Below are 19,146 nucleotides of genomic sequence, written 5' to 3' on the forward strand. Positions count from 1 at the left end.
GCTTCTCGAACACTGCTTTGCCGGGCAGCCCGTTAGGAACAGAACCCATGCCAGATAGTGCCCCGCAACAATTGCTGCATCTCGTCATCGGCGGCGAACTGCTCGATCTCGAGCACAACACCTTCAAGAACCTCGATGACGTCGAGATCGTCGGCCTCTATCCGAACTATGCGTCCGCTCACGTCGCCTGGCGCGCCAAGGCGCAGAGCACGGTCGACAACGCGCAGATGCGCTACTTCATCGTCCATCTCCATCGGCTGCTCGACCCGAATCAAGAACCGGCGCGTTGAAAAAACTGCTTCGCAATACGCTGCGAAGCAGCTGGCTTCAGCGTGCCGTCGGGGTTCTGGCGGCCGAATATCTGCGTCTGGTCTGGCGGACCAACAAGTTCACGTTCGATCCGCCGGATGTCTATGAGATCGTCGAGCCCCAGATTCCCGCGATCTTCGCCTTCTGGCACGGCCAGCATTTCCTCACGCCCTTCATCAAGAAAAAGGAGTCCCACCGGGCCAAGGTCCTGATCTCGCGGCATCGCGACGGCGAGTTCAACGCGATCGCCGTCGAGCGGCTCGGCATCGGCCTGATCCGTGGTTCCGGTGACCACGGCGGCGCCTTCCACCGCAAGGGCGGGGTGGGCGCGTTCAGGGAAATGGTGCACACGCTCCAGGACGGTTGTAATGTCGCGCTGACCGCCGATGTCCCGAAGCGCTCGCGCGTGGCCGGACTCGGCATCATCATGCTGGCACGGGAATCAGGGCGGCCGATCATGCCTTTCGCGATGGCGACCAGCCGCTTCATCCGGCTCAAGAACTGGGACCGCACCACCATCAACCTGCCGTTCGGGCGGGGCGCATTGGTCGGCATCAAGGAAATCCACGTGCCGCCGGATGCCGACGCCGCCACCATGGAAGCGCTGCGGCTGGAGCTGGAAGAGACCTTGAACGAGGCGACCCGCCGCGCCTATGCGCAACTCGGCCGTCCGGGGCCCCAAGATGGCTAATTCGCTGCCGATAACGCTGCGGATGTACCGGCGCCTGGCCTCGGGCCTGGTGCCGCTTGCGCCGGCGCTGATCAAGCGGCGGCTGAAGCAGGGCAAGGAGGATCCCGCGCGCGTCGACGAGCGGCGGGGCCTGTCCCGGGACGTGCGTCCGCACGGCCCCGTGGTCTGGATTCACGGCGCCAGCGTCGGCGAGGTGCTCGCCGCAGCCGCGCTGGTCGAGCGCCTGCGCGACCTCAATCTGCGCATCCTGCTCACCTCGGGTACCGTCACCTCCGCCGCCGTGGTCGCAAAGCGCTTTCCGCCCGACGTCATCCATCAATACGTGCCGTATGATTCCCCGCGCTATGTCGCGCGCTTCCTCGATCACTGGAAGCCGTCGCTGGCGCTGTTCATCGAATCCGATTTGTGGCCGAACCTGATCCTGGCGGGCGCCGCGCGCCGCCTGCCGATGGTGTTGATCAACGGGCGGATGTCGCCGCGCTCCTTCCCGCGCTGGCGGCGGATGTACGGCACCATCTCGGCGCTGCTGTCGCGGTTCGACATCTGCCTGGCGCAATCGAAGACCGATGCGGAGCGCTTCTCGGCGCTCGGCGGCCGCGACGTCGTCACCACGGGCAATCTCAAGCTCGACGTGGCCGCGCCGCCGGCCGATCCCGCCAAGCTCGAGCGGCTGACGGCGATGACGCGCGGCCGCCCGATCACCGTCGCGGCCTCGACCCATCCGGGCGAGGACGAGATGCTGATCGCGGCGCATCGCAGCCTCGTCGGTTTCTTCCCGCAGCTTCTGACCGTGATCGTGCCGCGGCATCCGGATCGCGGCGCCTCGATCGCGGGCTTGATCACGGCGTCGGGCCTGAAGCCGGCGTTGCGCTCGCGCGGGGAATTGCCGACCGCCGCGACCGACGTCTATGTCGCCGACACCATGGGCGAGCTCGGCTTGTTCTACCGCCTCTCGCCGGTCGTGTTCATGGGCGGATCGCTGATCCGCCATGGCGGCCAGAATCCGATTGAGGCGATCAAGCTCGGCGCCGCGATCGTCCATGGTCCGCACGTCTTCAACTTCGCCGATGTCTACGAGGCGCTCGATAGCAGCGGCGGCGCGCGCCAGGCCGACACGCAGGAGACGCTGGTCAAGCAGCTCGGTCAGTTGCTGGCCGATCCCACGGTGCGCGACGGGATGCAGCGCGCAGGCTCAGGCGTGGTCGAGGATCTCGGCGGCGCGCTCAATCGCACGATGACGGCGCTCGAGCCCTATCTGCTGCAACTGACCATCGAGATGGGGGCCGCCAATGCGTGAGCCGGCCTTCTGGTACCGGCCGCGTTCCTTCAAGTCTCATGCGTTACGGCCGTTGGGCTTGCTCTATGGCGCGATCACCGAACGGCGCATGCTGCGCCAGGGCTTTGACGCCGGCATCCCCGTGATCTGCGTCGGCAACTACCATGTCGGCGGCGCCGGCAAGACGCCGACCGTGCTCGCATTGACGAAGCTGTTGCGCGAGCTCGGCGAGACGCCGGTGGTGCTCAGCCGCGGTTATGGCGGACGCCTCAAGGGTCCGGTCATGGTCGACCGCGAGCGCCACACCGCGTCCGACATCGGCGACGAGCCGCTGATGATGGTGCGCGACGTTCCTGTCGTGGTCGCGCACGACCGTCTCGAAGGCGTCGCGCTCGCGAAGTCGCGGGGCGCGACCGTGATCCTGATGGACGACGGCTTCCAGAACCCGCGCCTGCAGAAGGACGCCTCCCTGATCGTGATCGACAGCGAGCGCGGCCTCGGCAACGGCAAGGTGTTTCCGGCCGGTCCCCTGCGCGCGCCGCTGAAGGCGCAGCTCGCGCGCACCGATGCGCTGGTGCTGATCGGCAATGGCCATGCCGCCAACGATGTCGCGGCGGAGCTTGCGAAGCGCAACAAGCCGGAGCTGCGCGCGCGCCTGAAGCCGGATGCGGCCTCGGTCGCGCAACTCCTCGGTAAACGCGTGTTTGCGTTCGCCGGCATCGGCGATCCCGCGCGTTTCTTCCGCAGCTTGCGCGCCTGCGGCATCGAGGTCGCGCGCACGCGCCCCTTCGCCGATCACCACATGTTTTCGCAGAACGAGATCGCCGCGCTCGCAGCGGAGGCGCAGCGCGAGCAGCTCACGCTGGTGACGACGGAAAAGGATCTTGCGCGCCTGCGCGGCCGCGAAGGCGTGCCCGGCGGCATCGTGCCGTTCGCGGTGCAGCTCGAATTCGATGATCCGGCCGCGCTCCGGCAATTGATCAGCGATCATCTCTACAAGGCGCGCGAGCGGCGGTTCGCCAGGCGATGATTTCTTTATGATTTTTTGATGATTTCTTGGCGCGGACAAAGCGCTCCGCCGTAACCCAACACCGCGCGCCATGGGATATGCGGCAATTGATCGGGGCGACATGTCGCGGCGGATGAATTGTCTTCCGCACGTTCGGGAGTTGATGTAGCCTTGCACGAGAGCCGTCACCGGGACGTGCCGAACTCCCGGCAATCATCGGCGGCGTTTATGCCCACGGCGGGCAGCGTACCTTCATCATTTCAGACGCGAGACCGTTACGATCAGTTCGGAACGGCAGGAGAGTTATTGCCAAAAGCTCAGAGGAGAACATGCCATGCATTTTTGCCTCACTGGACAATATACGCCACGCGCTCTCAACGCCATTTTGGAAAACCCCACGACCAATCGCCAGGAGGCGGCGACAAAACTCATTGAAGCGGCCGGTGGCAAGCTGATTTCGATGTACAGCGTTGCTGCCGACGGTCCGGGCGTTCTCGTGATTTTCGATGTGCCTGATCCCAGCGCGGCACCGGCCATTTCCGGTCTGACCGTCACGGCGGGTACCTTGCAGAACGTGAAACTGACCCGGCTGTTCACGCAGGACGAGATCAAGCAGGTCCGCCAGAACGCGGCGAAGCTGCGTTCCTCGTATATTCCGCCCGGAGGCTGACATCCGGATCTCAAGCGATGCCGCCGCAATCGTATCAGGCGGCGGCAACGCTCACCTCACAGCAAGAAGCAGGTCTGCACGCTGAGGCGAGGCGGAGGCCTTCCGGCATCCATCGACGGACGATGCCAGATGGCGCCTGCTGCGTCCGGCGCCGTACGCCGGACTGAACGTGCTTGCCAGCGGACCGCTAACCGCGTGCAATCCCGGCTCAGCGGTCGGTCCCCTCACCAGGCTCCAACAGCCATCATTCCGATGATGGTCAGGCACGAGACGCAGGCCACCATGACAGTATAGCATTCGGGTGTATTCATCGCTTGCTCCCAAACTGCCGCCAATTGCTTGGTCACTGCTACGCGGGAGAGTTCGCCGGTCTCGGGGCCGCTTCAATGCGGCACGCCCCGACCGGTCTTGCGTTGTGCGTCCGTCCTCTCATCGTCACCCTGATCCGCAAGATGATGATGCGCTTCGGGAGCTTCAGAGCGTTGAGCTATGATCAGAAGCTGTTTCCGCATTTCAGCGAGGCGGGCGCGGCAATATTCACGATAGAGCATGTCTAGTATGGTGGGCATGATCACCCCCATCCTTTGACTTTCGATTTACAAAATATGCCACCGCGAATTTTCGAGGTGATGGTAGCCCGCCAGATGGCTCTTCGATATGAGCCCGTTCACAGACTGCGCCAATTCCAAAGCTCAATGGGCCGTTTGGTTGACTTGATAGTCTGTGCGGCAAAGGAGCAGGGCTAATTACCTAACATGCAGTTTAGCAGCGCTCTGTTTCACCAAGACTTCGTCAAACAACTTGAGGGCGCCGAACCGCAGCGAAAAATCCAACCACAGCGCGAAGTGACGTACCACGGAGTGCAAGCGCGGATCGATGCAACGCGGATCGATGCGACGGAGATCATTTCGGCGGCGAGGCGCGCAGTGCAAGTGCGCGCGAACAGCGTCTCCATCCTCATGCTGCACGAAAAGCCGTGCCGCCCGTGCGACGCCGGCAGGAAAGTTACGCTTTGCTCATCCTGCAGCGGCCTGTCATTCAGGCGACATTCATCGCAAGACGCCTATCGGTTCCGGAAGATCAGGAGAATCCGATGAAACTGCCATCCGCGGCCGTTGCTGCCAGTCTTGTGTGTCTGATCATTGCGCCCGTGTTTGCGCAGACGGCGCCGACGACGGCTCCCGCTGCGTCAACCGGCACGGTGCCCGTCCCCGCGACCAAGCGCGTCACGTGTCTTGCGACGACGCAAAGCCTGAAGGGACAGGACAAGCGCGACCAGATGCAGCTCTGCATGGCGCAGGCACGGGTCGACTGCCTGAAGCAGGCGATCGATCAGAAGGTTGTCGGCGAGCCCAGGAAGAGTTTCATCAAGACCTGCCTGGGCGGCGATGGCACGGAGCAGCAATAGTCGCGTGCCGGTGGCCTCACGGCTGCGGCTTCAGCGCGCCGGGGAAATGCCGCTGCAGCACGGCGGCGGGCGTGGCGTAGGCCTCTTGCAGGTCCACGCTCCAGTACTTCAATTCGTCGAGCGGAATCCGCGTGTCGGTGATCGCGCAGCGCACGAAGGTCCCCGGCGAGATCACGCGGAAATCGCCGTCGAGATATTGCACCTGCGCTTCGCCATGGCCCGAGGGGCCGAACTTGTTCAGCACGGTCGAAAGTCTCCGTGGAAGGCCTCTCCGTGGAAAACCCTGGAGGGCACGATGTGTTGGACGGGATTTAGCATAGATAGGGTGGCTTGTCCGCCCGGTAAACCCACCGGTTTGTGATGTTTTGCCGCCGTTTCCGCATGATAGTGCTTCGCGCGAGGGATGGCCGGTTCCGGCATCTTTCACGGCAGAATCCGATGCGCCTTCGACTGACCGCCCTGTTCCTGATGCTGCTGATGTCGGCCGCGCACGCCGCGCCGGCGCCGCAGCAGGTCGACATTCCGCTGTCGTCCGGAGTCCTGCATGCGCAACTCTACAAGCCCGAAGGCGAGGGGCCGTTTCCGACCGTGATCGCGCTGCACGGCTGCGGCGGCCTTGGCAATCATTCAGAAGCGGTGCTGCCGCGCTATCGCGACTGGGCGCTGCAATTGCTGAAGGCCGGCAACGCCGTGCTGCTGCCCGACAGCTACGGCTCGCGCGAGCTCGGGCCGCAATGCCGCGTCAAGGAGATGCACGTCAAGGCGCGGCGCGAGCGCGTCGCCGACATCGCGGCCTCACGCGCCTGGCTGATGAAGCAGAGTTGGGTCGCGCGCGACCGCGTCAGCCTGATCGGCTGGGCCAATGGTGCCAGCGCGCTGCTCTGGGCGGTGCGTCCACAGAGCGCCGCGCGCGAAGCCGGGCCGGATTTTCGCGCTGCGATCGCGTTCTATCCGGATTGCCGGATCTCCGCCGGCCTCGGCTGGAGCGCGCGGGTGCCGACCCTGGTGCTGATCGGCGCCAATGACGACGTCTCGTCGCCGCCGGCCTGCCGCCAGATGGTCGACGGCGCGCGCGGCCGCAGCGCGCTCACGCGCATCGTGGTCTATCCCGGCGCCTATCACGATTTCGACCGCGCCAATACGCCGCTGCACGCAGCTGCCGGCACCACCGACGCCGCCGCGCCCGAGCACGGCCATCTCGGCACCGATGCGGAGGCACGCGCGGAGTCGCAGCGGGAAGTGGCGGAGTGGCTGGCGCGGTAGCTTGGCTGAGCGGACTTGTCGCGCCGTAGCTCGACAGAAGCGAAGGCGGAAGCGGGGCCGCCCGAGGAACAAATCTGGCGGACAGCCCCGCATCGACCACCGCCCTGCACAGAGTATGGCCGACCGTGAATCTACGTATCGCGTGTCGCGGCGGTTTCAGCAGGTGACGGCGCCTTAGTTCGACCACGATGTCGATTAAACGCAGTCCTCATGCGCAATCGCTTCGTCCTGTTCTCATCCGCACTGATCGTCTTCACCGTCGCGATCTTCCTGTTCGAAGCCCACGCGGGCGCGCCGCAACGCGTACCGGAACATTGCGGCTTCTGGACCACGATCGACGCGGGATTGTCCTGCCGGTAGGCGGGCTGCAATGACGTGGTTGGGGCTGCATGCGCGCACCACACACTCGGTGTCGTCGCCCGGCTTGACCGGGCGATTCAGTACGCCGAGACGTCCGTGGGTCACCGAGAAGCCGAGGCGTACTGGATTCCCGGCCTGCGCGGGGCATGACACCGAGGGCGGAACGCCGCCCTCGCGCCTCAGAACAAATTGCCCTGATCCACCGGCTTGGCCACGCGCTTCGGCGCGGGCTTGGCGTCCTGCGCGGCCGGCTTTGCTTGCGACGGCGCGCGCTTTGCGGCAGGCGCCGGGCGATCCGCATCCGCCGTCGCGCCGACACGGCCGTCCGCAAACTCGATCTCGACGCGTGCGCCGGGACCAATCGCGTCCGCCGCATGCAGGGGATGGCCGGCTTCATCCCGCACCAGCGCGAAACCGCGCGCGAGCACGCCGCGATACGACAATGCCGAGAGCAGCTTGCCGCTGTTCTCGACGCGGGCATCCAGCCGCTGCAACAGCGTGGCAAGCGCGCGGCCGGCGCGTTCGGCCAGACGATGCGTGCGCTCGCGCTGGCGGGCAATTGCGTTGCGCTGCGCCTGCGCATTCGAAAGTTTCGAGGCGCGCAAGCGCACCTCCAGCCCGGCGAAACGGTCGCGCCGTTGCCGCAGCAGCGAGCGCGCGGACAGGCCGAGCCGCTCGCCGCACACGGTGAGGCGGTGATCGGCCTGCGAAATCTGCCCGTGCAGCACCCGCAGCGTCAGCTTGGCGCTGGCGGCGGTAAACCGGCGGAAATGCGCATGCGTGTTGGCCTTGAGCCCGCGGGGTAGCGACGCCCCCGCCGAATCCAGCCGCTGCCGCGGGATCGCGAGCAGATCGCCGGCGGCCGGCAGTGCGCGCGCGGCGGCGCGCAGCTCGCTGCGCCGGCTCTCATGGGCACGCTGCCAATAGGCGCGGGTGCGCCGCGCAAGATCGGCGACCTCGACGAAGAGATCGCTGCGCACCGGCACCGCCATCTCGGCCGCCGCCGTCGGCGTCGGCGCGCGCTTGTCGGCGACGAAGTCGATCAGTGTGATGTCGGTCTCGTGCCCGACCGCCGAGATCAGCGGGATCATGCTCTCGGCTGCCGCCCGCACCACGATCTCCTCGTTGAACGACCAGAGGTCCTCCAGTGAGCCGCCGCCGCGCGCGACGATCAGCACGTCGGGCCGCGGAATCCTGCCGCCCTCCGGCAGCGCGTTGAAGCCGCGGATCGCAGCTGCGACCTGCTCGGCCGAGCCTTCACCCTGCACCTTGACCGGCCACACCAGCACGTGGCGCGGAAAGCGGTCCTCCAGCCGATGCAGGATGTCGCGGATGACGGCGCCGGTCGGCGAGGTCACCACGCCGATCACCTCCGGCAGCCAGGGCAGCAACTGCTTGCGCGCCTCGTCGAACAGGCCCTCGGCGGCGAGCTTCTTCTTGCGCTCCTCCATCAGCGCCATCAGCGCGCCGATGCCGGCGGGCTCCAGCGCCTCGATCACGATCTGGTACTTGGATGAGCCCGGATAGGTCGTGAGCTTTCCGGTGGCGATGACCTCGAGCCCTTCCTGGGGCTTGAAGCGCATCCGCCCGTGCACGCCCTTCCAGATCACCGCCTCGATCTTGGCGCTCTCGTCCTTGAGCGCGAAATAGCAGTGGCCGGATGAGTGGGCGCCGCGGAACCCGGAGATCTCACCGCGGACCCGGACATGGCCAAAGGCGTCCTCCACCGTCCGCTTCAGGGACTGCGAGAGCTCGGAGACGGTGAATTCGGGGGCGTTGAGCAGTTGTTCCGCGGGCGGCATCGGCAAACGATTCGGCATTTTGGGGTCGGACCCAACGTTAAGGATTTTCACCGCGCGGCGCCAATCCGGGGATTGATGTGAAGAGTACTCTGTATTATAGAGTTCTCTATTGATTGATAGATTCAATAGATTCAAGGGAGTTGAGCCATGGCGATCCGGCTGCTGCGCGGCGTCTTGCATGGACTGAAATGGGCCCTGTGCGCGGTCGGCGCTGTGGCGCTGATCCTGGCCGCGATGATCGCAACGCCGCTGGAGCGGCCGCCTGAGATGCGATCGGTTTCGGAGTCCGTGAAGCTCGTCGACTTCTCGACCATGCCACCGCTCGAGCGCTTTCAGGCCCGCGACGGCACCTGGATCGGCTTCCGCCACTACGCTTCGAGCGGACCCGCGACCGGCCGTGGCGCGATCTTCATCCATGGCTCCTCCGGCTCCAGTGGCACCGTCAATCACGCGCTGACCCATGCCATCGCCGCGCGCGGGGTGGAGACTTGGGCGCTCGACATCCGCGGCCACGGCGGCTCCGGGACGCGGGGCGATATCGGTTATGTCGGCCAGCTCGAGGACGACCTCGTCGATTTCGTCGCTCATGTTCGCAAGGGCGCGCCCGACCTGCCGCTCACCCTGATCGGCCATTCCGCTGGCGCGGGCTTCTCGCTGCGGCTCGCCGCGACCCCGATCATGCAGGACATGTTCGTGCGCACCGTGCTGCTCGCGCCCTATCTTGGCTATGACGCGCCGACCAACCGGCCGAGCAACGGTGGTTGGGTCAGTGCCGACGTTCCGCGTTTCCTCGGGCTCACGGCGCTGCGTAAGCTCGGCGTCGACTGCTGTGCACAGCTTCCGGTGCTCGCCTTCGCCGTGCCGGCGAATTCGGCCAAGTACCTCACCTCTACCTATTCCGACCGCCTGATGCGCAACTTTGCGACACGCGGCTACCGGCTCGATCTACCGGCAACGACACGACCGATCACGATTATCGCCGGCGCCGAGGACGAGATGATGATCTCGGACAAATATGCCGAGACCGTCCAGGCGATCAAACCATCGGTCGACGTCAAGATCATCGACGGCATCAACCATATGGGCCTCGTCACCAATCCGAAGGCAGTCTCCGTGATCGCCGAGGACGTCGCAACGCGAGGGGCCGGGCAGTCATGATCGACAGCAAGGAGGCGTCTGCAGCGCTGGCCGACATCGACGATATCGTCCAGCGCGTAAAGCAATCGCAGCTCTATGAGCTTGCAAGCCTCGCAGCGGTCTGGTGGGGCGCCCTGGTGTTCGCCGGCAATCTCGTGACCTGGCTCTGGCCGGTCTACGCGGTCTACGCCTGGGGTGCCGTGGATGTTCTGGGCGTCGGCGGTATGGTCGGAATCCGGCTGCTCAATCCACCGCTCCGTCCGCATGGTGCCGCCTTCGATGTCAGGCTCGTTCTGGTCTTCGTGCTGTTCTTCGCCTTCGGCTATATCTGCACCAACGTCGTCGGCCATTTCGGTCCACGCCAGCTCGGCGCGTTCTGGCCGCTCTACTTCATGCTGTTCTACACGCTGGCGGGTCTCTGGTTCGGCTACGCCTTCGTCGCGATAGGCCTCGGCATCGCGGCACTGGCATTGTTCGGTTTCTTCTACATCGGGGAGGCGTTCCCGCTCTGGATGGCGTTCGTCAATGGCGGCGGTCTGATCCTCGGCGGACTCTGGATGCGGCGGATCTAGCGCATGGCCGAGCTCGACGACATCATCCACCAGCCGCTGCGGCTGAAGATCATGGCGGCGCTGAACGCGCTGCCGGTCTCCGTTGGCCTGGAGTTCTCGCGATTGAAGAAGCTCACCGGCGCCACCGACGGCAATCTCGGCGCACATATCGAGACGCTGGCGAAGGCGGGCTACGTCTCGGTGGACAAGGCCTTTGTCGGCAAGAAGCCGCAGACCACGGTGACCGCCACCGCCGCCGGCCGCGGCGCCTTCGCGCGCCATGTCGCGACGTTGCAGGAGATCATCGCGGGGAAGCAGGTTTAGCGGCGATACCGATTATTGCGCCCTCTCCCCTTGCGGGAGAGGGCAGCGAGGACGGTAGACGCAGACTCACTAGGGTGAGGGGTTCGCTCCTCATCAAAAGGTCTTTCCGCGGATAGATACCCCTCATCCGGCGCTTCGCGTCACCTTCTCCCGCAAGGGGAGAAGGGAGACAGCGAACCGCAACGCCCCGGAATGACTGGGAGTTCGGGCCGTTTCCCCTTGAGACCCGCCGCGATTCGTGCGACCTCCGCCCCCAGCAAACCCCTCATTTCGAGCCCTCGATGCACATTCTCCTGCTCGGTTCCGGCGGTCGCGAACATGCCCTGGCGTGGAAAATCGCAGCCTCCCCCCTGGTGACCAAATTCTGGTGCGCGCCCGGCAATGCCGGCATCGCGCGGGAGGCGGAATGCGTGGCGCTCGATGTCGCCGACCATGCCGCCGTGATCGACTTCTGCAAGACCAATGCGGTCGAGCTCGTGGTGGTCGGCCCGGAGACGCCGCTGGCCGCCGGCATCATCGACGACCTCACCGCCGCCGGCATCAAGGCGTTCGGGCCGAGCGGGGTAGCGGCGCAGCTCGAAAGCTCCAAGGGCTTTACCAAGGCGCTCTGCACCGAATTCGGCATTCCGACCGGCGCTTACAAACGCTTCACCAACGCCAAGGACGCCAGCGATTACGTCCAGAGCCAGGGCGCGCCGATCGTGGTCAAGGCCGACGGCCTTGCCGCCGGCAAGGGCGTCGTGGTCGCCAAGACCGTGCGCGAGGCCGAGGACGCCATCGCCATGATGTTCGAGGGCGCCTTTGGCGATGCCGGCGCCGAGGTCGTGATCGAGGAATTTCTGCCGGGCCGCGAGATCAGCTTCTTCGCGCTGTGCGACGGCGAGACCGCCATTCCTCTCGCTTCCGCGCAGGACCACAAGCGGGTGTTCGATCACGACGTCGGCCCGAACACCGGCGGCATGGGCGCCTATTCGCCGACGCCTTTGGTCACGCCCGCGATCCACGACGCGATCATGGCCAAGATCATCCTGCCGACGGTTGCCGGCATGAAGCAGCGCGGCACGCCGTTCCGCGGCATCCTTTACGCCGGGATCATGCTGACGACGCAGGGCCCAAAACTGTTCGAGTTCAACGTGCGCTTCGGCGATCCCGAGTGCCAGGTGCTGATGCTGCGCATGATGTCCGACATCGTGCCGGCGTTCATCGCCGCCTGCGACGGGGAGTTGAAGCATTTCGATCTGCGCTGGTATCCGGAATCCGCGCTCACGGTGGTGATGGCGGCGAAGGGCTATCCCGGCGACTATCAGAAGGGCACGCGCATCGAGGGGCTCGATGACGCCGCAGAGGTCGAGACCGTCGAGATCTTCCATGCGGGCACGGTTGAGAAGGACGGCGCGATCCTCGCCAATGGCGGCCGCGTGCTCAATGTCTGCGCGCTCGGCAAGACCGTGACGGAGGCGCAGAGCCGCGCCTATCAGGCCGTCGACCGCATCAACTGGCCGGAAGGCTTCTGCCGCCGCGACATCGGCTGGCAGGCGGTGGAAGCCGAGAAGGCCAAGGGCTGACAGCGTTTTTTCCGGTCGCCGCGCAAAGCCAGCGGCGTCACGGCTCCGCCACATCGACATTCCAAAAATGCGCAATCGGTTGTTGGGCTTAGCGTCCCTCGCCGATGCCGCCGTGCTACTGTGCATGGGGTTGTTTTCGACATTTTTGTTCTGAGGTGATGGAACCCATGTCCGATCTCACCGACCTCTATCCCGGCTTCGCCTCCGAATGGATCAACACCTCCTTGGGCCGCATCTTCGCGCGCGTCGGCGGCAAGGGGCCGCCGCTGCTGTTGCTGCACGGTTTCTCCGAGACCAACGTGATGTGGCACCGCGTGGCGCCGCAGCTCGCCGACAGGTTCACGCTGATCATCGCCGATCTGCCGGGCTATGGCTGGTCCGACATGCCCGAGAGCGATGCGCTGCACGTCCCCTACAGCAAGCGCGCGATGGCCAAGGCCATGGTCGAAGCGATGGAGCAGCTCGGCCACGTCCACTTCGCGCTCGCCGGCCACGACCGCGGCGGCCGGGTGTCGTATCGGCTGGCGCTCGACCATCCCGGCCGGCTGTCGAAGCTCGCCGTGCTCGATATCCTGCCGACCTATAATTACTGGGAGCGGATGAACCGCGCCTATGCGCTGAAGATCTATCACTGGACCTTCCTCGCCCAGCCCGCGCCGCTGCCGGAGACGCTGATCTCGGGCAACGGCGAGTTCTTCCTGCGCTTCAAGATGGCGAGCCAGACCAAGTCGAAGACGCTGGACGCCATCGACCCGCGCGCACTCGAACATTACATCGCCCCGTTCCGCGATCCCGCCCGCGTGCATGCAATGTGCGAGGACTACCGCGCCGGCGCCTATTTCGATTACGACCTCGACAAGGCCGATTTCGAGGCCGGCAAGAAGATCACCGTGCCCATGCTGGCGCTGTGGGGTGGTGCAGGCATCGCCCAGGCCGCCGCCACGCCGCTCGATACGTGGAAGCAATGGGCGACCAACGTCGACGGCATGCCGGTGGACTCCGGCCATTTCCTCACCGAGGAGAACCCGGACGTCACCGCAACGGCGCTGCGCGACTTCTTCTCGGCGCCCTAGCGCCGCTCCCGGAAGAACTCCCGCAGCAGCCGCGCCGCCTCGCTTTCGCCGACCCCGGAATAAACATCCGGCGCATGATGGCAGGTGGGGGAAGCGAAGAACCGTACGCCGGACTCGACTGCGCCGCCCTTGGGATCGGCGGCGCCGTAATAGAGCCGCCTGACCCTTGCAAAGGAGATCGCGCCCGCACACATGGTGCATGGCTCCAGCGTCACGTAGAGGTCGCAGTCGATCAGACGCTCGCTGCCGATCTTTTTGGCGGCCTCGCGCAGCGCAACGATCTCGGCATGGGCGGTCGGGTCGTAATCGGTCAGCGTTCGGTTCGCCGCGGTGGCGATGACCTCGTAATTGCGGACCACGACGCATCCGATCGGAACTTCGCCCGCCTTTCCGGCATTTTCGGCCGTTTTGAGCGCCAAATCCATGAAAGAGGGGGCTTTCAAGCCTCGTATCATCGCCAGAAACCTGCTAGTAGCTCCGCCTTCAGCAAGAGTGAATACCGGATTTGCCTGAGCATGCGGCTCGAAACGAGCGCGCACAATGCTTTCTGGCCACCCCCTAAGTGAGATTATTCATGCCTCGCGACAGCGACAAAGACAACGATTCCCGCGGCCGGCGTGATCGAGGCCCGGGCAGGGGTGGCCCGCCCAAGGGCCGGTCCGGCAAGCCGCGCGGCCCCGAGAAGAAATTCGCCAAGCGCGGCCATGAGGGGGGCGACAGCCGCCCGCCCCGCGGCGACCGCGACAGCCGTCCGTTCCGCCGCCGCGAGGAGGGCGATGCCCCGCGCCGCGATTTCAGCGACCGTCCGAAATTCAAGCGCGACGACCGTGGTGGTGGGGAGCGCAGCTTCAAGCCGCGCGGCGACCGCCCGTTCTCCGATCGCGGCGCGCGCGATGGCGAGAAGCGGCCGTTCAAGCCGCGCGGTGATCGCCCGTCCTATGGCCGTGACGACCGTCCGCCGCGCAGCCGGGATCGCGACGATTCCCGTCCCGCCGGCCGGTTCGGCGACAAGAAGTTCGGCGACAAGCGGCCCTATGCGCCGCGTGGCGACCGCCCGGAACGCAAGTTCGACGGCGAGCGGAAGTTTTCGCGGGGCGCACCGGATCGCGAACGCGACCGTGGGGATCGCAGCGATCGTGCGCGCGATCGTGGCGAGCGCAGCGATTCAAAGCCGTGGCAGAAGCGCGATGCGGGTCCCCGTGGGGATCGTCCGCCGCGCAAAGACTTTGGCAAGGGTCCGCGCAAGGATTTCGGCGGCCGCGACCGCGGCGAAGACAAGCCCTGGCAGAAGCGCGACGATCGGCAGCGTGGCGGCGAGGACCGTCCGCGTTTCTCGCGTTCGCGCGACGATCGCGCGTCCGGCGATCGTCCGTTCCGCGAGCGGCCGAAGTTCGATCGACCCAAGTTCGATCGCCCGCGCGACGATCGTCCCAAATTCGATCGGCCTCGTCGTGATGGCGATGGCGAACGCGGCGACCGGCCCAAATTCAATCGTCCGCGCGAGCGCTCCGAGGGCCGCTCCGACTGGCACGAGCATCCGCGCAGCGAAGGCCGCTTCGGCGACCGTCCGCGCCGTGAAAACGAGGATGAGAGCAGGATCTTCGAGAAGCGTCCCGCCTTCGGTGGCCGCGGCGCTTATCGGGACCGTGATCGGGATTTCGAGGGCCGTCCGCGCCGTGACGAAGCACCGAAGCCGAAGAAGGCCGGCGAGCGCATCGCAAAAGTGCTGTCGCGTGCGGGCCTCGCCTCGCGCCGCGACGCCGAGGAGATGGTCACGCAGGGCCGCGTCGCCGTCAACGGCCGCGTCATCAATTCGCCGGCGCTCGACATCACGCGGAACGATGTCGTCACTGTCGATGGCAAGCCGCTGCCGGAGCGCGAGCGCACGCGGCTGTTCCTCTACCACAAGCCGCGCGGGCTGATGACGACGCATGACGACCCCGAGGGCCGTCCGACCGTGTTCGACAATCTGCCCGAAGGCCTGCCGCGGCTGATCTCGATCGGCCGGCTCGACTTCAACACCGAAGGCCTGCTGCTGCTCACCAACGACGGCGGACTCGCGCGTACGCTCGAGCTGCCGGACACCGGCTGGCTGCGCCGCTACCGCGTCCGCGCCCATGGCGACGTCACGCAGGCGCAGCTCGACGAATTGAAGAACGGCATCGAGGTCGAGGGCGTCAAATACGGTCCGATCGAGGCGACGCTGGAGCGCGACCAGGGTGCCAATGTCTGGCTGGTGTTCGCGATCCGCGAAGGCAAGAACCGCGAGGTGCGCAACGTCTGCGCCCATCTCGGGCTCGAGGTGAACCGGCTGATCCGCGTGTCCTACGGACCGTTCCAGCTCGGCGAGGTTCCCGAAGGCCAGGTCGAGGAGATCAAGTCGCGCGTGCTGCGTGATCAGCTCGGCGACAAGGTGATCGAGAAGTCGGGCGCGCAGTTCGACGTGCCGAAGAAATCTTCTTCACCCGACGGCGAAGCGCCACGCGAGAAGAAGCCTGCCAGCAAGCGTGACGTGATCAACGATCGCAAGGGCCGCCGCGTGCTGGTACAGCGCACCGGCAGCGAGGAAGCGCGCGAGCGCAACGAGGCCGAGGCCAACGGCTACGGCCCGCCGCGCCGCCCCAAGCGCGGTTATCACGGCAAGCGCGACCTGACGCCGCGGGAGGACTAATTGCGCGTCGTCGGCGGTCGATTGAAGGGGCGCAATCTGGCCTCACCGTCCTCGCGCGACATCCGCCCCACGGCGGACCGGCTGCGCGAGTCCGTGTTCAACATTCTCGTGCACGCCTATGACGATCCGATCCAGGATGCGCGCGTGCTCGATCTCTTCGCCGGTACCGGCGCGCTCGGCATCGAGGCGTCCTCGCGTGGGGCGAAGTTCACGCTGTTTGTCGACAACGGCGCCGAGGCCCGCGCGCTGCTGCGTAACAACGTCGAGACGCTCGGCCTTGGCGGCACGACCAAGGTCTATCGCCGCGATGCGACTGATCTCGGGCCTGCGCACCCTGTTGAGCCGTTCTCACTGGTGTTTCTCGATCCGCCCTACGGCAAGGGATTTGCGGAGAAGTCCCTTGCCAGCTTGCGCGACGGTGGCTGGCTGACACCGGGTGCGCTGCTCGTGGTCGAAGAGGCGAAGGCCGCACAGTTCGTGACGCCTGAGGGCTACGAGGAACTGGAGCGGCGGGCGTATGACGACACGGAGTTCGTGTTTTTGAGGAGACCGTAGTCCGCACTCGGTGGGTAGGGTGGGCAAAGGTGTAACGCGCCGTGCCCACCAACTTTCTGCTATCGCGATAGAGGCGGGCACGCTTCGCTTTGCCCACCCTACGGCACCGTCACCTCCGCCCGAACAGCTTCTCCACATCGTTCAGCTTCAGCTCGACATAGGTCGGCCGGCCGTGATTGCACTGGCCGGAGTTCGGGGTGTCCTCCATCTCGCGGAGCAGGGCGTTCATCTCCTCGGGCCGCAGCCGGCGGCCGGCGCGCACCGAGCCGTGGCAGGCCATGGTGGCGGCGACGTGCATCAGGCGGCGCTCCAGCGGCAGCGCCTCGTCCCACTCGGCCATGTGCTCGGAGAGATCTCGCAGCAACCCGCCGGCATTGGTCTTGCCGAGCAGCGACGGCGTCTCGCGCACCGCGACCGCGCCGGGGCCGAAGGATTCGATGGCGAGCCCAAATGAGGCAAGCTCCTCGCTGCGCTCGAGCAGGCGCTCGACCGTCGCCTCGTCCATTTCGACGATCTCGGGAATCAGGAGGATCTGCCGTTGTACGCCGTTGGCGGCGAGCGAGGCCTTCAGACGCTCATAGACGATGCGCTCATGAGCGGCGTGCTGGTCGACGATGATCAGGCCGTCGCGGGTCTGCGAGACGATGTAGGTCTCGTGGATCTGGGTGCGTGCCGCGCCGAGCGGGCGGTCGACGAGGTCGCTGACGGGCTGTGCCTCGATCCGCACGTCCGCACTGGGCGCGCCGACATCGAAGGCGGCCTGCGCGCGCTCGGTGAAGGCGGGCGCGGCGGAGCCTTCGAACGACGGCATCGGCGCGACCGGGGCGGATGGCGAGGCGCGCCAGTCCCAGCTCGCAGGCCGCGGCGTGAACGCCGGCCGGAACGAGGACAACGCGCTCTCGCCACTGTTGGCGGCCGTGCGCCGGCCCTCGCGCGCGAGTGCGTCCTTCAATCCGTGCACGATCAGCGCGCGCACGAGGCCGGCATTGCGGAACCGCACCTCGGTCTTGGCCGGATGCACGTTGGCGTCGACCTCGCGCGGATCGAGCGTGACGAACAACGCCAGCACCGGATGGCGGTCGCGCGGCAGATGGTCGGCATAGGCCCCGCGCACGGCGCCGAGGATCAGCTTGTCGCGCACCGGGCGGCCGTTGACGAAGAGATATTGCCCGAGCGCATTCGCCTTGGTCAGCGCCGGCGCCGCGGCATAGCCGGCAACCACGACGCCCTCGCGCTCGGCATGGACCTCGATGGCGTGGCTGCGGAATTCTGCACCGAGGATATCGCCGAGCCGCGTCAGCCGTCCGGCGGCGCCGGGCAGCGCGGCGGTCCAGGTCACGGGCGCGCGCTCCTCACCTGCGAGCGTGAAGGCGACGTCGGGCCGCGCCATGGCGAGGCGCCTGACCACCTCGCGGATCGCCTCCGCCTCGGTGCGATCGGTCTTCAGGAATTTCAGCCGCGCCGGCGTTGCATAGAAGAGGTCGTTGACCTCGACGCGCGTGCCGTGGGCCAGCGCCGCCGGCATGATCTCGGATTTGTCGCCGCCCTCGACTGACAGCGCCCAGGCATGTGGTTCGCTCGCGTGCCGCGTGGTGATGGAGAGACGCGCGACCGAGCCGATCGAAGGCAGCGCCTCGCCGCGGAACCCGAGCGTGCGGATCTGGAGCAGATCCTCGTCGTCGAGCTTGGAGGTGGCGTGGCGCTCGACCGCGAGCGCGAGGTCTTTCGCGGTCATGCCGCCGCCGTCGTCGGTGATACCGATTCGCCGACGGCCGCCGCCATCGGTGAAGACGTCGATCCGGCTCGCGCCGGCATCGATGGCGTTCTCGACCAGTTCCTTGACCACGCTTGCCGGACGTTCGACCACCTCGCCGGCGGCGATGCGGTTGACGACTTGCTCTGGAAGCTGGCGGACGGGCATGGGGCTTTCGATCTGGATTCGCTGACGGCGCTATTCTAGGCCGTGTTGCGTCAAAAGCATGTGTTGGGCAACAGCCGTGTGGCGGCCTGGGGAAGAGGGATGCCTATCACATTGAAGGGATTGGACGTTCGAGAAAATTGCGCAACCGGGACGGAGCGGTTGCCCTGCTACGGTCCTGATTGTGGGGGCCGGACAGCGGTGTAGCATCGTGAAAAAATGGCAACAGGACGGGAGGACGCCATGTGCCATCTCTTCGCGCACCAGCCCCAACGCGACTACGAATCCCAGACCCGCTCGTTGCGGATCGGCGGGCACTGCACCTCGATCCGGCTGGAAATGGCGTTCTGGGACACGCTGGAGGAGATCGCGGCCAAGGAGAACATGAGCGTCGGCAAATTCCTGACCACGCTCTACAACGAGGTGCTCGACCATCACGGCGAGGTCAATAATTTCGCCTCACTGCTGCGCTGCTCCTGCCTGATCTACCGCTCCAAGAGCATGGTGACGGTGCCGGAGTTCAAGGCCACCGTGACGCCGATTCTCGATGCGGCCGAGTAGCTA

General features: G+C 66.0%; 20 protein-coding genes. 16 read left to right on the forward strand and 4 right to left on the reverse strand.

Features of this window, described 5'->3' with window-relative positions:
* The first annotated feature begins 47 nt into the window (after nt 1–47).
* The 6 genes from BJ6T_RS08665 to BJ6T_RS08700 all read left to right on the forward strand — a co-directional run bounded on the left by BJ6T_RS08665 (nt 48) and on the right by BJ6T_RS08700 (nt 5,363).
* Complete coding sequence (locus tag BJ6T_RS08665) at nt 48–290, forward strand: DUF4170 domain-containing protein (RefSeq protein ID WP_014491932.1); 243 nt, start codon at nt 48–50, stop codon at nt 288–290.
* A complete protein-coding gene (locus BJ6T_RS08670) occupies nt 287–1,000 on the forward strand; it encodes a lysophospholipid acyltransferase family protein (protein ID WP_014491933.1) in 714 nt (237 codons plus the stop codon). Before BJ6T_RS08665 ends, BJ6T_RS08670 begins: the two co-directional genes overlap by 4 nt.
* On the forward strand, nt 963–2,297 hold the full coding sequence (locus BJ6T_RS08675; protein WP_014491934.1) for a 3-deoxy-D-manno-octulosonic acid transferase: 1,335 nt from the start codon (nt 963–965) through the stop codon (nt 2,295–2,297). The genes BJ6T_RS08670 and BJ6T_RS08675 overlap by 38 nt, the downstream gene beginning before the upstream one ends.
* Nucleotides 2,290–3,306, forward strand: coding sequence for a tetraacyldisaccharide 4'-kinase (gene lpxK, locus BJ6T_RS08680; protein ID WP_014491935.1), 1,017 nt, complete (start codon nt 2,290–2,292; stop codon nt 3,304–3,306). The genes BJ6T_RS08675 and lpxK overlap by 8 nt, the downstream gene beginning before the upstream one ends.
* 313 nt (nt 3,307–3,619) lie before the next feature.
* Nucleotides 3,620–3,955: a GYD domain-containing protein gene (locus tag BJ6T_RS08685; RefSeq protein ID WP_014491936.1), complete on the forward strand. Its 336-nt coding sequence runs from the start codon at nt 3,620–3,622 to the stop codon at nt 3,953–3,955.
* Between the two features lie 1,093 nt (nt 3,956–5,048).
* A complete protein-coding gene (locus BJ6T_RS08700) occupies nt 5,049–5,363 on the forward strand; it encodes a hypothetical protein (protein WP_014491938.1) in 315 nt (104 codons plus the stop codon).
* 16 nt (nt 5,364–5,379) lie between these two features.
* Here the strand turns inward: BJ6T_RS08700 and BJ6T_RS08705 are convergent, their stop codons facing one another.
* Complete coding sequence (locus tag BJ6T_RS08705) at nt 5,380–5,607, reverse strand: DUF2093 domain-containing protein (protein WP_014491939.1); 228 nt, start codon at nt 5,605–5,607, stop codon at nt 5,380–5,382.
* A 194-nt stretch (nt 5,608–5,801) separates the two neighbouring features.
* Here BJ6T_RS08705 and BJ6T_RS08710 point away from each other — a divergent pair, with 194 nt between their 5' ends.
* Complete coding sequence (locus tag BJ6T_RS08710; protein WP_014491940.1) at nt 5,802–6,626, forward strand: dienelactone hydrolase family protein; 825 nt, start codon at nt 5,802–5,804, stop codon at nt 6,624–6,626.
* 210 nt (nt 6,627–6,836) lie between these two features.
* The gene (locus BJ6T_RS47015) at nt 6,837–6,986 is read left to right on the forward strand and encodes a hypothetical protein (RefSeq protein ID WP_014491941.1); all 150 of its coding nucleotides are present in this window, start codon (nt 6,837–6,839) and stop codon (nt 6,984–6,986) included.
* Nucleotides 6,987–7,165: 179 nt separating this feature from the next.
* Here BJ6T_RS47015 and xseA read toward each other — a convergent pair whose 3' ends face one another.
* Nucleotides 7,166–8,788, reverse strand: a complete 1,623-nt coding sequence (gene xseA, locus BJ6T_RS08715) for an exodeoxyribonuclease VII large subunit (RefSeq protein ID WP_014491942.1) — start codon at nt 8,786–8,788, stop codon at nt 7,166–7,168.
* Nucleotides 8,789–8,935: 147 nt separating this feature from the next.
* Between xseA and BJ6T_RS08720 the strand changes: the two genes are divergently transcribed.
* From BJ6T_RS08720 to BJ6T_RS08740, 5 genes are all read left to right on the forward strand, one after another.
* Nucleotides 8,936–9,946 (forward strand): alpha/beta hydrolase, encoded by a 1,011-nt coding sequence (locus tag BJ6T_RS08720; protein ID WP_014491943.1) that lies wholly within the window; start codon nt 8,936–8,938, stop codon nt 9,944–9,946.
* Complete coding sequence (locus BJ6T_RS08725; RefSeq protein WP_014491944.1) at nt 9,943–10,497, forward strand: hypothetical protein; 555 nt, start codon at nt 9,943–9,945, stop codon at nt 10,495–10,497. Before BJ6T_RS08720 ends, BJ6T_RS08725 begins: the two co-directional genes overlap by 4 nt.
* Nucleotides 10,498–10,500: 3 nt before the next feature.
* Complete coding sequence (locus BJ6T_RS08730; protein ID WP_014491945.1) at nt 10,501–10,800, forward strand: winged helix-turn-helix domain-containing protein; 300 nt, start codon at nt 10,501–10,503, stop codon at nt 10,798–10,800.
* A 281-nt stretch (nt 10,801–11,081) separates the two neighbouring features.
* Complete coding sequence (gene purD, locus BJ6T_RS08735; RefSeq protein ID WP_014491946.1) at nt 11,082–12,365, forward strand: phosphoribosylamine--glycine ligase; 1,284 nt, start codon at nt 11,082–11,084, stop codon at nt 12,363–12,365.
* A 167-nt stretch (nt 12,366–12,532) separates the two neighbouring features.
* On the forward strand, nt 12,533–13,438 hold the full coding sequence (locus BJ6T_RS08740) for an alpha/beta fold hydrolase (protein ID WP_014491947.1): 906 nt from the start codon (nt 12,533–12,535) through the stop codon (nt 13,436–13,438).
* On the opposite strand, the gene BJ6T_RS08745 is transcribed toward BJ6T_RS08740, so the two are convergent.
* On the reverse strand, nt 13,435–13,893 hold the full coding sequence (locus BJ6T_RS08745; RefSeq protein WP_038937053.1) for a nucleoside deaminase: 459 nt from the start codon (nt 13,891–13,893) through the stop codon (nt 13,435–13,437). The genes BJ6T_RS08740 and BJ6T_RS08745 overlap by 4 nt on opposite strands.
* A 119-nt stretch (nt 13,894–14,012) precedes the next feature.
* Here BJ6T_RS08745 and BJ6T_RS08750 point away from each other — a divergent pair, with 119 nt between their 5' ends.
* Together BJ6T_RS08750 and rsmD are read left to right on the forward strand one after the other, a co-directional pair.
* On the forward strand, nt 14,013–16,109 hold the full coding sequence (locus BJ6T_RS08750) for a pseudouridine synthase (RefSeq protein WP_014491949.1): 2,097 nt from the start codon (nt 14,013–14,015) through the stop codon (nt 16,107–16,109).
* Nucleotides 16,110–16,664: a 16S rRNA (guanine(966)-N(2))-methyltransferase RsmD gene (rsmD, locus tag BJ6T_RS08755; RefSeq protein ID WP_014491950.1), complete on the forward strand. Its 555-nt coding sequence runs from the start codon at nt 16,110–16,112 to the stop codon at nt 16,662–16,664. It abuts the gene before it with no gap.
* A gap of 109 nt (nt 16,665–16,773) precedes the next feature.
* On the opposite strand, the gene mutL is transcribed toward rsmD, so the two are convergent.
* Nucleotides 16,774–18,585 (reverse strand): DNA mismatch repair endonuclease MutL, encoded by a 1,812-nt coding sequence (gene mutL, locus BJ6T_RS08760; protein ID WP_014491951.1) that lies wholly within the window; start codon nt 18,583–18,585, stop codon nt 16,774–16,776.
* A 240-nt stretch (nt 18,586–18,825) separates the two neighbouring features.
* Between mutL and BJ6T_RS08765 the strand changes: the two genes are divergently transcribed.
* Nucleotides 18,826–19,143 (forward strand): ribbon-helix-helix domain-containing protein, encoded by a 318-nt coding sequence (locus BJ6T_RS08765; protein WP_014491952.1) that lies wholly within the window; start codon nt 18,826–18,828, stop codon nt 19,141–19,143.
* Nucleotides 19,144–19,146 lie beyond the last annotated feature (3 nt).

The sequence above is a fragment of the Bradyrhizobium japonicum USDA 6 genome (assembly GCF_000284375.1).
Classification (GTDB): Bacteria; Pseudomonadota; Alphaproteobacteria; order Rhizobiales; family Xanthobacteraceae; genus Bradyrhizobium; species Bradyrhizobium japonicum.